The organism is Arthrobacter sp. StoSoilB22 (genome assembly GCF_019977315.1).
Lineage (GTDB): Bacteria > Actinomycetota > Actinomycetes > Actinomycetales > Micrococcaceae > Arthrobacter.
Window position 1 is genome coordinate 1,250,806 of sequence record NZ_AP024652.1, and the last position, 12,967, is coordinate 1,263,772.

Annotated in this window: 16 protein-coding genes; 9 read left to right on the forward strand and 7 right to left on the reverse strand. The window is 61.4% G+C overall.

The window, feature by feature from the left end:
- Window positions 1-68: 68 nt before the first annotated feature.
- Genes LDN70_RS06060 through LDN70_RS06070 form a run of 3 tightly spaced genes read left to right on the forward strand, consistent with a single transcriptional unit; the run spans window position 69 to window position 2,684 of the window.
- The gene (locus LDN70_RS06060; protein ID WP_223942058.1) at window positions 69-998 is read left to right on the forward strand and encodes an ABC transporter ATP-binding protein; all 930 of its coding nucleotides are present in this window, start codon (window positions 69-71) and stop codon (window positions 996-998) included.
- 16 nt (window positions 999-1,014) lie between these two features.
- Window positions 1,015-1,854 carry an ABC transporter permease gene (locus LDN70_RS06065; protein WP_187697261.1) on the forward strand — a complete coding sequence of 280 codons (840 nt, stop codon included), beginning with the start codon at window positions 1,015-1,017 and terminating at the stop codon, window positions 1,852-1,854.
- Entirely contained in the window at window positions 1,851-2,684 is an 834-nt protein-coding gene (locus tag LDN70_RS06070) for an ABC transporter permease (protein WP_142939936.1), read from the forward strand. Before LDN70_RS06065 ends, LDN70_RS06070 begins: the two co-directional genes overlap by 4 nt.
- Before the next feature lie 5 nt (window positions 2,685-2,689).
- Here the strand turns inward: LDN70_RS06070 and LDN70_RS06075 are convergent, their stop codons facing one another.
- A complete protein-coding gene (locus tag LDN70_RS06075; RefSeq protein WP_223942060.1) occupies window positions 2,690-3,178 on the reverse strand; it encodes a pyridoxamine 5'-phosphate oxidase family protein in 489 nt (162 codons plus the stop codon).
- A 52-nt stretch (window positions 3,179-3,230) separates the two neighbouring features.
- Window positions 3,231-3,680, reverse strand: coding sequence for a pyridoxamine 5'-phosphate oxidase family protein (locus LDN70_RS06080; RefSeq protein ID WP_142939934.1), 450 nt, complete (start codon window positions 3,678-3,680; stop codon window positions 3,231-3,233).
- A 130-nt stretch (window positions 3,681-3,810) separates the two neighbouring features.
- Here LDN70_RS06080 and LDN70_RS06085 point away from each other — a divergent pair, with 130 nt between their 5' ends.
- The 6 genes from LDN70_RS06085 to LDN70_RS06110 are packed head-to-tail and all read left to right on the forward strand — an operon-like array spanning window position 3,811 to window position 8,226.
- On the forward strand, window positions 3,811-4,377 hold the full coding sequence (locus tag LDN70_RS06085) for a hypothetical protein (protein WP_142939933.1): 567 nt from the start codon (window positions 3,811-3,813) through the stop codon (window positions 4,375-4,377).
- A 10-nt stretch (window positions 4,378-4,387) separates the two neighbouring features.
- Window positions 4,388-5,221: an exodeoxyribonuclease III gene (locus LDN70_RS06090; protein ID WP_142939932.1), complete on the forward strand. Its 834-nt coding sequence runs from the start codon at window positions 4,388-4,390 to the stop codon at window positions 5,219-5,221.
- 20 nt (window positions 5,222-5,241) lie between these two features.
- Complete coding sequence (gene trpS / locus LDN70_RS06095) at window positions 5,242-6,366, forward strand: tryptophan--tRNA ligase (protein WP_223942061.1); 1,125 nt, start codon at window positions 5,242-5,244, stop codon at window positions 6,364-6,366.
- 4 nt (window positions 6,367-6,370) lie between these two features.
- Complete coding sequence (locus LDN70_RS06100; protein ID WP_166841463.1) at window positions 6,371-7,048, forward strand: 2'-5' RNA ligase family protein; 678 nt, start codon at window positions 6,371-6,373, stop codon at window positions 7,046-7,048.
- On the forward strand, window positions 6,975-8,060 hold the full coding sequence (locus tag LDN70_RS06105) for a YihY/virulence factor BrkB family protein (RefSeq protein WP_223942062.1): 1,086 nt from the start codon (window positions 6,975-6,977) through the stop codon (window positions 8,058-8,060). The genes LDN70_RS06100 and LDN70_RS06105 overlap by 74 nt, the downstream gene beginning before the upstream one ends.
- Before the next feature lie 13 nt (window positions 8,061-8,073).
- Window positions 8,074-8,226 (forward strand): glycine zipper domain-containing protein, encoded by a 153-nt coding sequence (locus LDN70_RS06110; RefSeq protein ID WP_223942063.1) that lies wholly within the window; start codon window positions 8,074-8,076, stop codon window positions 8,224-8,226.
- A 53-nt stretch (window positions 8,227-8,279) separates the two neighbouring features.
- Here LDN70_RS06110 and LDN70_RS06115 read toward each other — a convergent pair whose 3' ends face one another.
- The 5 genes from LDN70_RS06115 to sdhC form a co-directional block, all read right to left on the reverse strand.
- A complete protein-coding gene (locus tag LDN70_RS06115) occupies window positions 8,280-9,056 on the reverse strand; it encodes an alpha/beta hydrolase family protein (protein WP_223942064.1) in 777 nt (258 codons plus the stop codon).
- 147 nt (window positions 9,057-9,203) lie between these two features.
- Window positions 9,204-9,986, reverse strand: a complete 783-nt coding sequence (locus LDN70_RS06120; RefSeq protein ID WP_142939921.1) for a succinate dehydrogenase iron-sulfur subunit — start codon at window positions 9,984-9,986, stop codon at window positions 9,204-9,206.
- Window positions 9,986-11,785: a succinate dehydrogenase flavoprotein subunit gene (sdhA, locus tag LDN70_RS06125; RefSeq protein WP_142939920.1), complete on the reverse strand. Its 1,800-nt coding sequence runs from the start codon at window positions 11,783-11,785 to the stop codon at window positions 9,986-9,988. The genes LDN70_RS06120 and sdhA overlap by 1 nt, the downstream gene beginning before the upstream one ends.
- Window positions 11,786-11,885: 100 nt before the next feature.
- Entirely contained in the window at window positions 11,886-12,362 is a 477-nt protein-coding gene (locus LDN70_RS06130; RefSeq protein ID WP_142939919.1) for a succinate dehydrogenase hydrophobic membrane anchor subunit, read from the reverse strand.
- 3 nt (window positions 12,363-12,365) lie between these two features.
- Window positions 12,366-12,701 carry a succinate dehydrogenase, cytochrome b556 subunit gene (sdhC, locus tag LDN70_RS06135; protein ID WP_014921082.1) on the reverse strand — a complete coding sequence of 112 codons (336 nt, stop codon included), beginning with the start codon at window positions 12,699-12,701 and terminating at the stop codon, window positions 12,366-12,368.
- Between the last annotated feature and the right edge of the window lie 266 nt (window positions 12,702-12,967).

Below are 12,967 nucleotides of genomic sequence, written 5' to 3' on the forward strand. Positions count from 1 at the left end.
ACAATGAAGCAACCCGCTCTCCTACACCGTCGCCAACACCGTCAGAATCGTCGCAAGTCAGCTTCGACATGAACCGACCCACCGTCATCAGCGCGCGGAATCTCACCAAGGCTTACGGTGACCTCACCGCCGTGGACAACATCTCCTTCGACGTACCGGCGGGGGAGTCCTTCGGGCTGCTGGGCCCCAACGGCGCGGGCAAGTCCACCACCATGAAAATGATCGGCGGCGTCTCCCAGCGCACCTCAGGATCGCTCACCATCATGGGCCTGGACCCCGAATCCCACGGCCCTGAAGTGAGGGCGCACTTGGGCGTCGTACCGCAGCAGGACAATCTGGATGAAGAACTCAAAGTCCGCGAAAACCTGATCGTCTACGGGCGATACTTCGGCCTGCCACTGAGCTACCTGCGGCCCAAAGCGGACGAGCTCCTGGAATTCGCGCAGCTGACGGACAAAGCCAATTCCAAGGTGGACGCCCTCTCCGGTGGCATGAAGCGCCGCCTCACCATCGCCCGTTCCCTCATCAACGAGCCACGGATCCTCCTGCTGGATGAGCCCACCACCGGCCTGGATCCCCAAGCCCGCCACATCCTCTGGGACCGGCTGTTCCGGCTCAAGGAAAGTGGTGTGACGCTCATCCTCACTACGCATTACATGGATGAGGCCGAGCAACTGTGCGACCGCCTGATCGTGGTGGACAAAGGCCGCATCATGGCCGAAGGCTCCCCGGCCAACCTCATCCGTGAACACTCGTCGCGCGAAGTACTGGAGCTTAGGTTCGGGTCCGAGCGGAACGCGACAATCGGCGTCGAACTTCACGGCATCGGTGAGCGGCTGGAGACGCTGCCTGACCGCGTACTTATCTACGCGCATGACGGCGAGGCCGCGCTGGAGCAGGTCACTGCGCGTGGGCTGCGGCCAATGACATCGTTGGTGCGCCGCTCGTCGCTGGAGGACGTGTTCCTGCGGCTGACGGGGAGGAGCCTTGTTGACTAGCGGCACCGACAAACCGATCACGACGGCGGAGCGTCCCTTGCGAGCCCACTCACCTGAGGTTTCGGCTGCCAGGGCGCGACGCTGGGGTTCGTTCTTCTACGCGGAGCAGGTCCTCCGTGTCATGCGGAACTACGGCTGGTCCGTCGTCCTGTATAGCGTGGGCCAGCCGGTGGCGTACCTCTTCGCCATGGGAGTCGGTCTCGCCAGCTTGGTGGATGCCAACAGCGAGGCAGCGTTCGGTGGCGTCAGCTACCTGGAGTTCGTGGCTCCGGCCCTATTGGTCTCAGCGGCAGTGATGACCGCGTCCGGAGAATTTTCCTACCCCATCATGGATGGCTTTAAATGGCGCCGCGTGTTCTACGGTCCACATGCCTCGCCACTGATTCCGCAGCAGATTGCCAGCGGCCACATCATGGCCAGCACGGTGAGGTTCCTGCTGCAGTCGGTGGTCTACTTCGTGGTGGTGGCACTGTTTGGGGCTTCACCCAGCCCATGGGGTTGGGTGGCAGCCATCGTGGCCACGGTGGCGGCGTTGTCCTTCGGGCTCCCGCTCATGGCTTATGCGGCCAGCATCAAACAGGACAAAGGGCAGTTCGCTTTGGTGCAGCGCTTCATCGTGATGCCGCTGTTCCTGTTCTCGGGGACATTCTTTCCGCTGGATTCCCTGCCGGTAGCGGTCCGCTGGATCGGCTGGATTTCACCGGTATGGCATGGAACTGAGCTGGGCAGGGTATTCACCTACGGGATGGACCAGAACCCGCTGTTGACCATCACCCACGTGGTGTACCTGGTGGCGACGGCAACGGTGGGCTGGGTTCTGGTGCGCCGCCAGTTTGTGAAAAGGATGGGTTCATGAGTGTCCTGACAGGTGGCCACAGCGCCACCGACCTTGCCCGCGAACGTAAGTTCGGTTCGCTGTACTCGCGCAATGCGAAGGCTGTTGTGGGTCGTGGGCTCATGGCGGCCAAGAGCAGTACGTGGCTGGTGATGGTCTCCGGATTCTTCGAACCTGTGCTGTTCCTGCTTGCCATGGGTGTGGGCATGGGCTCGATTGTGGGAACGGTTCAGGGCCCAGGTGGTGAGGAAATCAGCTACGCCGCCTACATTGCCCCGGCACTGTTGGCCGTCTCCGCCATGAATGGGGCCATTTATGACTCGACGTGGAATGTCTTCTTCAAGATGAACTTCGCCAAGCTGTACCAAGGGATGCTCTACACCTCCTTGGGGCCACTTGACGTGGCGATCGGCGAGATTTTCCTGGCCCTCCTTCGGGGGCTGTTGTACGCCACGGGATTCACCGCTGTCATGGGAGTGATGGGACTGATTACCACCTGGTGGGCCATCCTGGTCATTCCAGCCTCGGTGTTGATCGCCTTCGGCTTCGCGAGCTTCGGGATGGGTATCACCAGCTTCATGAAGACCTTCCAGCAGATGGACTGGATCAACTTCTTCCTGCTGCCCATGTTCCTTTTCAGTGCCACCTTTTACCCGCTCAGCGTGTACCCGCAGGTCATCCAGTGGTTCATTCAGGCCATGCCCCTGTGGCACGGAGTGGAGCTGCTGCGGCAGATCAGCGTGGGCTCGTTCAGCCCGGCCACGGCCATTCATGTGGGGTATTACGTGGTGATGATCGCCCTCGGCATCATGCTGACCACGGGAAGGCTGCGCCAGCTGTTCCTCAAGTGAGGACCTTATTCGAACGAGGCCCGCCGGGGGTCGTTGGTCCTGGTCTTCCACACATCCGGTGCGTTGACTTTGAACCTTCGTCCCGTCAAAGCCCGGGGCACCAGCCGGATGTAGTTGTCCTTGGCTCCGGGTTGCCAGGGTTCAAGACCCAATGCGTTCACCTGTGCGATCTCGTCGGGGTCTGTCATGAGCTCCGTTTCGCCCCGGGCAACCACGCTCCATGCTTCCCCGCTGGGGGCATCGTACCCATCGATTTCCAGAACCCCCGGCCGGGAAGCCAATGCTCCCCACAGCTTCCTGCCAGGGCTGCTGCGGAATACGAGATGCCTTTGAAACAGCACGTAATTTACAGGGAAGATCTCCGGGTGGTCATCCACCACCAAGCCAATGCGGCCGATGGTTGCAGCCGCCAGCAAGTCCCAGCAGTCATCGAATGCCAAGGTCGGGTCGCCTTGGTGCTGGGGAGAACCGGTGGTTTCCGTGGAATCTGTCATGGTTTCCTCTCATGTACGGTCGCTGAAGTATGGACTGGCGCGAGGCACATTCTTACGGTTCCCGGGCAGGCCACCATCGTTGTGAATCGTTGATGACAAAACGCCGCCCTGACAACACTGTTGGTGTGATGCGGAAAAGGTGATCCTTGGTCCCGGGCTCCCAGGGCGTGAGCTCGTGGGCCGCACTTTGCTGGCTGGGGTCATCCGCGGGAATCGCTTCCGCAAGCCCCTTGGCTATCACGCTCCACGCGATGGTTCCATAGGCGTTGAAGCCGTCCGCTTCCAAAGCCACAGGCTCATTGCCCAACAATGCATCCATCTTTGTCCCAGGAGCGGTACGGAGGATGAGAGTGCCGTCCTCCGGAAAATAGTTGACCGGAAAGATCTCGGGGCCGTCCCCGGTGGTCAAAGCCAAGCGCCCCAACGACGAGGAACGCAGCAGCCTCCAGCACTCGTGAACCTTGAGGATTTGTACATCTGGGCGATCTTCAACGGTGCTCATGAGGCGAGCATACCCAGAGGAAGGGCATAGCCATAGAGGGGCGCCCGCAGCGTTCGGTGGCCCTTGGAGCCCTTGTTCGCCGTCCGTGGAAGCGGACAGGGCACCGTTGCTCATTTGAGAGAATGGGTACATGCAATCTCTCGGTGACCCGCACCCGTCCACGTCTCCTGCCGGCAAAGGCATCTTCAAGGGCTTCCGCATCGGTGGCCTGGGGATGACAGTTGTCATCATTGCCTTCCTGGTGGCCGTCATCTTCGCGGCCAACCAGAATGACGTGGTGGGCTGGGTTGTTGCTGTCATCGCTTTCGGCTGGCTGGCTTTGGCAACGTTTGTGGTGGTGAGTATTCGCAAGGCCGCGCAGCGGGCCGGCGCTAAGTTGACCGAAGCGCAAAATGCGTTCAATGCCGCAGCCGGCCGCGCGCCGTCGTCGTCCGCTGCTGACAGTGGAGGCACGCGCGTTGTTGCCGAACGCAGCAAAGCTGATGAGGTGCGGGACCTCAAACTGGACCATTCATTCAAGATTGTCCAGGTGCAGGTCCGCGTGGTGGATGAGGAACGGGCCAAAGGCGCAACGGCGGACCAGGACACCATCAACCGTGCGCTGGAAACCATTGCCATTACGGCGACGAATGCGCGGGACATGATCAAGTCTTCCGGCGGCTCGGACGAGCCCGTGGCCGGCACCATCATCGACTAGAGTGGACCGGGTGAGTACGGCATTGAAGAAGGACTTCCTTCGCATCGCATCAGTAAACGTCAATGGCCTCCGGGCTGCCTACAAGAATGGCATGGCGGAATGGCTGGAGCCGCGCGAGGTAGACATTCTCTGCCTGCAGGAAGTCCGGGCGCCTGATGACATCGTCAGGAAACTCATCGGTGAAGGGTGGCACATCCTCCACACCGAAGCCGAAGCCAAGGGCCGTGCCGGCGTGGCCATCGCATCCCGTGAGGAGCCAACCGCTACCCGCATCGGCGTTGGCGACGACTACTTCGATACGTCCGGGCGCTGGGTTGAAGCCGACTACACCGTGCAAAATGCTGCCGGTGAGTTCACCACTCTCTCCGTTGTCAGCGCCTATGTGCACTCCGGTGAAGTGGGAACCCCCAAACAGGACGACAAATTCCGTTTCCTGGATGCCATGACCGTTCGACTGCCTGAGCTCGCCAAACACAGTGACCATGCTTTGGTTGTTGGCGACCTCAACGTCGGGCACACTGAACTCGATATCAAGAACTGGAAGGGCAACGTCAAACGTGCCGGCTTCCTCCCGGAGGAGCGTGCCTACTTCGACCGCTTCCTCGGCGAAGAAATCGGATGGAGGGATGTCCACAGGGGCCTGGCAGGAAATGTCGCCGGCCCCTACACCTGGTGGTCCCAGCGCGGTAAGGCCTTTGACACTGACACGGGCTGGCGCATCGACTACCACTTGGCCACACCGGACCTCGCGGCAGCCGCCTTCTCGGCTGTGGTTGACCGGGCGCCTTCGTGGGACACCCGCTTCTCTGACCACGCACCGCTGGTAGTCGACTACCGGCTCTAAGCTTCCTAAGGTATTGCTCCATGACTAGTTCCACCACGACTGAAACCGGCGCATCGGCTGATGCTGCGGCCCAACCGCAGCCCGTAACGTCCACCAAGCTCCCCGTGGGCGCCAAGCACCGGGTCCTGTCCGGTATGCAGCCTTCCGCCGACTCCCTGCACCTTGGCAACTACCTCGGCGCCCTGGTCAATTGGGTCCGGATGCAGGAAGAGTACGACGCCGTCTACTTCATTCCTGACCTGCACGCCATCACAGTGCCGCAGGACCCTGCAGAACTCGCCCGGCGCACCCGGGTCACCGCAGCCCAGTACATCGCCGGTGGCGTGGACGTGGATAAGTGCACCCTCTTCGTCCAGTCCCAGGTTCCCGAGCACGCCCAGCTGGCGTGGGTCCTGAACTGCATCACGGGCATGGGTGAAGCCGCCCGCATGACCCAGTTCAAGGACAAGGCCCAGAAGCAGGGTTCGGACCACGCCAGTGTTGGCCTGTTTACCTACCCCATCCTGCAGGCTGCAGACATCCTCCTCTACCAGCCGCACGGTGTTCCGGTGGGCGAGGACCAGCGTCAGCACGTTGAGCTCAGCCGGGACCTTGCCAACCGCTTCAACAGCCGCTTCGGCGAGACATTCCAAGTGCCCGAGGCCTTCATCCAGAAGGAATCGGCCAAGATCTACGATCTCCAGAATCCCAACGCCAAGATGTCCAAGTCTGCGGAGTCGCCGGCCGGTCTGATCAACCTCCTGGACGATCCCAAGACCGTCGCCAAGCGCATCAAGTCAGCCGTCACGGACACCGAGACGGAGATCCGGTACGACCGCGAGAACAAGCCGGGCGTTTCCAATCTGCTGACCATCTACTCAGCCATCAGCGGCACACAGGTGGAAAAGATCGTGGCGGACTACCAGGGCAAGATGTACGGACACCTGAAGGTCGACCTGGCTGAACTCGTCTCCGGTCACCTGGCGCCCATCCGGGAGCGTGCCAACGAACTCCTGGCTGATCCTGCGGAACTGGATCGGCTCCTGGCCCTCGGCGCGGACAAGGCCCGTGAAATCGCTGCCGCAACCCTCGCGGACGTCTACTCCAAGGTCGGATTCCTGCCGTACCGCGGCCAGGCCTCCCACGGAATCCAGGGAGTCCGCTAAGCCCATGTGCTCCGCTGGCCAGCTCAATGTCACCACCGGCACCCGTCAGGGTGCCGGTCCGGACGACTCCCGCCAGCCCGCTGCTACCGGGACCGATTGCGGCACCGGTGACACCATGTGTGTCGGTGTCATCCTGGGGTTCCCGCCCGAGATCGCCCGTGAACTCCAGGAATGGAGGGCCTCTTTCGGCGATCCGATGGCAGAGGTCATTCCTGCGCACATCACCCTGATCACCACCACACCCACCCAGGACTGGGCCGCTACCCGCGAACACGTCAGGGAAGTTGCGCGGACTCAGGAGCCGTTCAACATCACCATTTCCGGCACGGGTTCTTTCCGTCCCATCTCGCCGGTGGTGTTCGTTAACGTGGAAGAAGGCTTCGAAGAGTGCGTGCAATTGCACGAGAAACTTCAAAGCGGTCCGCTTGAACGGATGCTCCCTTTCCCGTACCACCCGCACGTCACTGTGGCTCACGATGTTGCCCAGGAAAACCTTGACGAGGCCGAAACGGTTCTCAGAGATTACCGCGCGACCTTCCCTGTGGTTAGCATGGGACTTTACGAGCACGACACCAATGGAATTTGGCAGCTACGGGAAGAGCTCGACTTTGGCGGCGATACTGACGAGGAACAGCAAACGGATCCAAGCCACAGAGGCGGACGTTCCTCCGCTGCCCACTGAGCTGGCAAAACTCAAACTCCAGCTTCTCCGCAAGAGGCAGGAATGGGGCTCTGCGAAGCGCACGGGCGGGGGACTGCCAAAGAAAGCCGGCGCATTCTTTGCGCTCGTCCTCGCCAGGCTTAACACGATCCGTCCCCTGCGCTCCTTTCAGCACTACACGCGCCAGCACGGGCCACTCCTGGCGGCCGGTATCGGCTTCAACATGTTCTTCTCCGTGACCGGTTTGCTCACCACCGGCTTCGCCATCGCAGGGATCGTGTTGGGTGGCAACCCTGCCCTGCAGGACGCCGTCATCGACAGTGTTGCAGCGGCTGCCCCCGGACTCCTGCAGGTGGACGGCGGCGAAGGACTGGTGGATCCACAATCCTTGCTCAACCCGTCCGGACTTGGATGGACAGCCCTCATCGCAGCGGTTGTGACGGTCTTCGTGTCCCTTGGCTGGATCGCCAGCATCAGGGAAGGGCTCCGGGGGGTCATGGAGGCTGACCCTTTGGTGCGCAACCCCATCCTTCAAAAACTCATTGATGCCAGCACCTTGCTGCTCCTCGGCGTCATCCTTGTCATCAGCGCAGGCGTCTCGCTCGTCTTTGGTACGGCGGCCGACTGGTTCATCGCTTTGCTCAACCTGGACGAGGGCATCACCGAGCCTATAGCGGCCACCGTGAAGATTGTGGTTCCGCTCCTGCTGAACTGCGCGACGGCGGCCGTACTGTTCAGGATTGCCGGTGGCCTGAAGCTGGGGCGCCGTGCGTTCCTGGAGGGCGTGGTGCTGGCGGGTGTCGGCACCACGGTCCTGCAGTTCTTCAGCACCGAACTTCTGGCACGTTCCGGAAACAATCCGGTGCTGGCGTCGTTTGCCATCATCATCGGCCTGCTCATCTGGTTCAACCTTGTGAGCCAGGTGTATCTCGTCTCGGCGTCATGGTCAGCAATCCGCGAGGCTGACACGGAGTCGGGGGGTTCCCCGCACAAGAAAGTCCTCGGCTCGCGTCGAGTAGCGCCCCGCACCTGATCTGGAGGCCGCCATGAACAACCCACTGTGGATCGCTTGCCTCCTCGGAGCTGCGGCCGGACTCATCGTTGGCCAGTTGGTGTTCAAGTCACCCTTTTTGGGCATCCTCATTGGGGTTGGCCTAGGTGCCTTGGTAGGCGCAGCAGTGGGCCCCCGACGAGGATAGCGGAGGTGCTTGGCCCCCGCTCTGCTGCTACCTACTTGGACGGGTACGGGCCTTTAGTGGGAGTCGCGGACTTCCATGTAGGGGTCTGCCCATGCACCGATGATGCGCGCTACCCGTGCTGCCTGGCCCCTACCGGTCAGGAGGTGCTCGCTTCCCTCGAGGGAGATGAAACTCCGGGGATGGCGGGCAGTCTGGAAAATTTCGCTGGCGTTATCGATCCCCACGGTGTTGTCAGTGGGGGAGTGCATCACCATCAAGGGCTTGTGCAGGGTGCGGATGCAGTCACGCAGGTCAGCGCGTTCCACGTCCTCCACAAAGTGGCGCCGAACCTCCATGGGGCGTCCACCAAGGTCCACCACGGCGCTGCCATCCCGGAGGATGTCCTCGATCTCGGTGTCGAACATGTGCTCCACATGCTTGGGTTCGTAGGGCGCGGCAACCGTCACCACGGCATTGAGTCCGGGAATGTCGCGCGCTGCGGCCAATACAGCGGCACCCCCGAACGAGTGGCCAACCAGCAAAGAAATGCCCCGGCCCTGCTCCTGCATGAACCCGGCAGCGAGGATGGTGTCGGCCACCTTGACGCTGAAGGATCCAGCCGACCACTCACCGGCAGAGCCACCCAGCCCCAGGTTGTCAAAGCGAAGCATGCCGATTCCCTGGTCCGCCAGGCCCTTGCAGATGCGCGATGCTGCAGGGCTGTCCTTGCCAAGGGTCAGGCCATGCGAGTACAAGCCCCAGCCGCGGACAGGACCTTCCGGGACGTCGATGATGCCGGCCAGGGTGTCGCCGGTGCTTCCCGTGAAGCTGATCTTCTCAGAGCGTGACACGCTGGTCTCCTTGTCTTGCCAGCACCGGTTGCGGTGGTGGATGGGCGTCTGTGGACTGGTACGGCACTGGATTAACGACGACGGCGCCACTCACCATCAGTGGTGAGCGGCGCCGTCGTCGTGCTGTTCTTGAAAGAAACTGCTGAACTAGATCTTGCGGGCCAGGATGGCCTGCTTGACCTCGGCGATTGCCTGGGTTACCTGGATGCCGCGGGGGCATGCTTCCGAGCAGTTGAAGGTGGTGCGGCAACGCCACACGCCTTCTTTGTCGTTCAGGATCTCAAGGCGCATGTCGCCAGCGTCATCGCGCGAATCAAAGATGAAGCGGTGGGCGTTGACGATCGCGGCCGGACCAAAGTACTGGCCGTCGGTCCAGAAGACCGGGCAGGACGAGGTGCAGGCAGCGCAAAGGATGCACTTGGTGGTGTCATCAAAGCGCTCACGGTCCTCAACGGACTGCAGACGTTCCTTGGTGGGCTCGTGGCCCTTGTTGATCAGGAACGGCATGACTTCGCGGAAGGACTGGAAGAAGGGTTCCATGTCCACGATCAGGTCCTTCTCCACGGGGAGGCCCTTGATCGGCTCGACGGTGATGGGCTTGGAGGTGTCCAGGTCCTTCAGCAGCGTCTTGCAGGCGAGGCGGTTGCGGCCATTGATGCGCATGGCATCCGAGCCACACACGCCGTGGGCGCAGGAACGGCGGAAGGAAACGCTGCCGTCAATCTCCCACTTGACCTTGTGGAGGGCATCCAACACGCGGTCCGTGCCGTACATGGTCAGCTTGTAATCATCCCAGCGTGCCTCTTCCGAGATTTCGGGATCGTAGCGACGCACGCGGAGCGTGATGTGGAATGTGGGGATTTCACCGTCGCCGGCAACGCTTGCCGGGAGCTCGATCTTGGAAGCGGGCTCTGCCATTTCGGTGGTCATTAGTACTTACGCTCCATCGGCTCGTAACGGGTAAAGATCACGGGCTTCGTCTCAAGACGGATGCCCGCAACAGATTCCGCCGAGGAGTCGACGGTGACGGAAGTGTCCAGGTAAGCCATGGAGTGCTTCATGAACTTTTCGTCATTGCGGTCCGGGAAGTCCTCGCGGTAGTGGCCACCACGTGACTCTTCACGGTGCAGTGCACCAACGGTCATGACCTTGGCCATGTCCAGGAGGAAGCCCAGCTCCACTGCTTCCAGGAGATCCAGGTTGAAGCGCTTGCCCTTGTCCTGAACCGTGACGTGCTTGTACCGCTCTTCGAAGGAAGCGATGTCGCGGAGGACCTGCTCCAGGGATTCCTTGGTGCGGAACACCTGCATGTTGGCGTCCATGGTGTCCTGCAGTTCCTTGCGTATCTGCGCCACACGCTCGGTGCCGTTGCCTTCCAGCAAGCCGCTGAGGATGCCACGGGTCATTGCCTCGGGGTCCTCGGGGAGCTCAACAAAGTCAGCTGTCTTGGAGTACTCCGCAGCGGCGATACCGGCGCGCTTACCGAAGACGTTGATGTCCAGGAGCGAGTTGGTGCCGAGGCGGTTGGAACCGTGTACGGAGACACAAGCAACTTCACCGGCTGCGTAGAGGCCCGGGACGATGGTGTCGTTGTCCTGGAGCACCTCAGTGGTGATGTTGGTGGGGATGCCGCCCATGGCGTAGTGCGCGGTGGGGAACACGGGGACGGGATCCGTGAACGGTTCCACACCAAGGTAGGTGCGGGCGAACTCCGTAATGTCCGGAAGTTTGGCCTCGATGTGGGCAGGCTCAAGGTGCGTCAGGTCCAGGAGGACGTAGTCCTTGTTAGGACCACAACCGCGGCCTTCACGCACTTCGTTGGCCATGGCGCGGGCCACGATGTCACGGGGTGCAAGGTCCTTGATGGTGGGGGCGTAGCGCTCCATGAAGCGCTCACCCTCGGAGTTACGCAGGATGGCACCTTCACCACGTGCACCCTCTGTCAGGAGGATGCCCAGGCCGGCAAGGCCGGTCGGGTGGAACTGGAAGAACTCCATGTCTTCCAGGGGGATACCGCGGCGGAACGCAATGCCCATGCCGTCGCCCGTGAGGGTGTGGGCGTTGGACGTGGTCTTGAAGACCTTGCCGGCGCCACCCGAGGCGAACACTACGGACTTGGCCTGGAAGACGTGCAGTTCACCGGAGGCGAGGTCATAGGAGACAACGCCGGCAACACGCTTCTGCTTGTACGGGGTACCGTCTTCGCGCACTGCGTCTTCTTCGACGATCAGCAGGTCAAGGACGTAGTACTCGTTGTAGAACTCAACGTTGTGCTTGACGCAGTTTTGGTACAGCGTCTGAAGGATCATGTGACCGGTACGGTCAGCTGCGTAACATGCACGGCGGACTGGAGCCTTGCCGTGGTCACGGGTGTGGCCACCGAAGCGGCGCTGGTCAATCCGGCCCTCGGGCGTGCGGTTGAACGGAAGGCCCATCTTTTCCAGGTCCAACACGGCGTCAATGGCTTCCTTCGCCATGACCTCGGCGGCATCCTGGTCAACCAGGTAGTCGCCACCCTTGATGGTGTCAAAGGTGTGCCACTCCCAGTTGTCCTCTTCGACGTTGGCCAGTGCTGCGCACATTCCACCCTGGGCTGCACCTGTGTGCGAGCGGGTGGGATAGAGCTTGGTCAGTACCGCGGTGCGTGCTCGCTGACCGGATTCGATCGCGGCGCGCATGCCGGCGCCACCTGCACCGACAATGACGACGTCGTACTTATGGACCTGCATACCAGATGCTCTCTCTTTCAAAAATTCAGATGGTCGGCGGAGGCTGCTCCGCTACGTCAGGCGAACCGGTTCACTCGGGGGAGTAACCCGGAAGGCGCCGCTACGGGGCCGGGCAGAAACCGCCAGGCAACTGAACGCCGTCGACGACGGGGCACGGGTTGAAGGTGAAGATCACCAGCGTGCCAAGGATGATGATGACCAAGGTGGCCGCGTAGAGGACCATCTTCAGCCAGAAGCGCGTGGAATCCTTCTCGGCGTAGTCGTTGATGATGGTGCGGACACCGTTGGTGCCGTGCAACATGGCAAGCCACAGCATGGCCAGGTCCCAGAACTGCCAGAAAGGATCGGCCCACTTGCCGGCTACGAAACCGAAGTCGATCGCATGGATGCCCTCGCCTACCAGCAGGTTCACGAACAGGTGGCCGAAGATCAGCACCACCAGGACGATGCCGGAGAGGCGCATGAAGAGCCAGGCGATCATTTCGAAGTTGCCACGGCTGGTGCCGGTGCGGTTGTACTTCGGTGCGATCTTGCCGCTCCCGATTTTTCCACTGCGTGGGGATTCGATGGTTGTCATGGCTTAGTGGCCTCCCAGCGCGAGGGAAAGGTGGCGGATAGCGAAGCCTGCGAACGTGACAAGCCACAGTGCAAGCACGACCCACAGCAGCTGGCGCTGGTACTTCGCGCCCTTCTTCCAGAAGTCGATGGCAATCACACGCAGGCCGTTGAAGGCGTGGAAGATGATCGCGGCGACCAGGCCCGTTTCACCCAGGGCCATGAGGGGGTTCTTGTAGGCGCCAATGACGGCGGTGTAGGCCTCAGGGGACACGCGCACCAATGAGGTGTCCAGCACATGGACCAACAAGAAGAAAAAGATCACTACACCTGTAATGCGGTGTCCAACCCAGGACCACATGCCTTCACGGCCGCGGTACAAGGTGCCAGCTGGTTTTGTCGGCACTGATTAAACCTTCCTGCAACACAGCGGCGCTGGCATGGGATCCACGCGGGGGGAACGCCTGCTGCGAGAGCACTCGTAGCTCACGCCTAAATCTAGGCTTCGCTAACAGCATATTCAATTTAGGACGGGCTTCTCTCCTTGTTAATTCCATGTTTCCTGCCGATATTCAGGCGATTTTTGGGAACTGGCTGAGACGAACGCCACACGTGTGTCCTGCTGCA

Bases quoted from the DNA above. Each gene is read 5' to 3' on its own strand.
- LDN70_RS06060 (WP_223942058.1), top strand. From the start codon at position 69: ATGAACCGACCCACCGTCATCAGCGCGCGGAATCTCACCAAGGCTTAC.
- LDN70_RS06070 (WP_142939936.1), top strand. From the start codon at position 1,851: ATGAGTGTCCTGACAGGTGGCCACAGCGCCACCGACCTTGCCCGCGAA.
- LDN70_RS06075 (WP_223942060.1), bottom strand. From the start codon at position 3,178: ATGACAGATTCCACGGAAACCACCGGTTCTCCCCAGCACCAAGGCGAC.
- LDN70_RS06080 (WP_142939934.1), bottom strand. From the start codon at position 3,680: ATGAGCACCGTTGAAGATCGCCCAGATGTACAAATCCTCAAGGTTCAC.
- LDN70_RS06085 (WP_142939933.1), top strand. From the start codon at position 3,811: ATGCAATCTCTCGGTGACCCGCACCCGTCCACGTCTCCTGCCGGCAAA.
- trpS (WP_223942061.1), top strand. From the start codon at position 5,242: ATGACTAGTTCCACCACGACTGAAACCGGCGCATCGGCTGATGCTGCG.
- LDN70_RS06100 (WP_166841463.1), top strand. From the start codon at position 6,371: ATGTGCTCCGCTGGCCAGCTCAATGTCACCACCGGCACCCGTCAGGGT.
- LDN70_RS06110 (WP_223942063.1), top strand. From the start codon at position 8,074: ATGAACAACCCACTGTGGATCGCTTGCCTCCTCGGAGCTGCGGCCGGA.
- LDN70_RS06120 (WP_142939921.1), bottom strand. From the start codon at position 9,986: ATGACCACCGAAATGGCAGAGCCCGCTTCCAAGATCGAGCTCCCGGCA.
- sdhA (WP_142939920.1), bottom strand. From the start codon at position 11,785: ATGCAGGTCCATAAGTACGACGTCGTCATTGTCGGTGCAGGTGGCGCC.
- LDN70_RS06130 (WP_142939919.1), bottom strand. From the start codon at position 12,362: ATGACAACCATCGAATCCCCACGCAGTGGAAAAATCGGGAGCGGCAAG.
- sdhC (WP_014921082.1), bottom strand. From the start codon at position 12,701: ATGTGGTCCTGGGTTGGACACCGCATTACAGGTGTAGTGATCTTTTTC.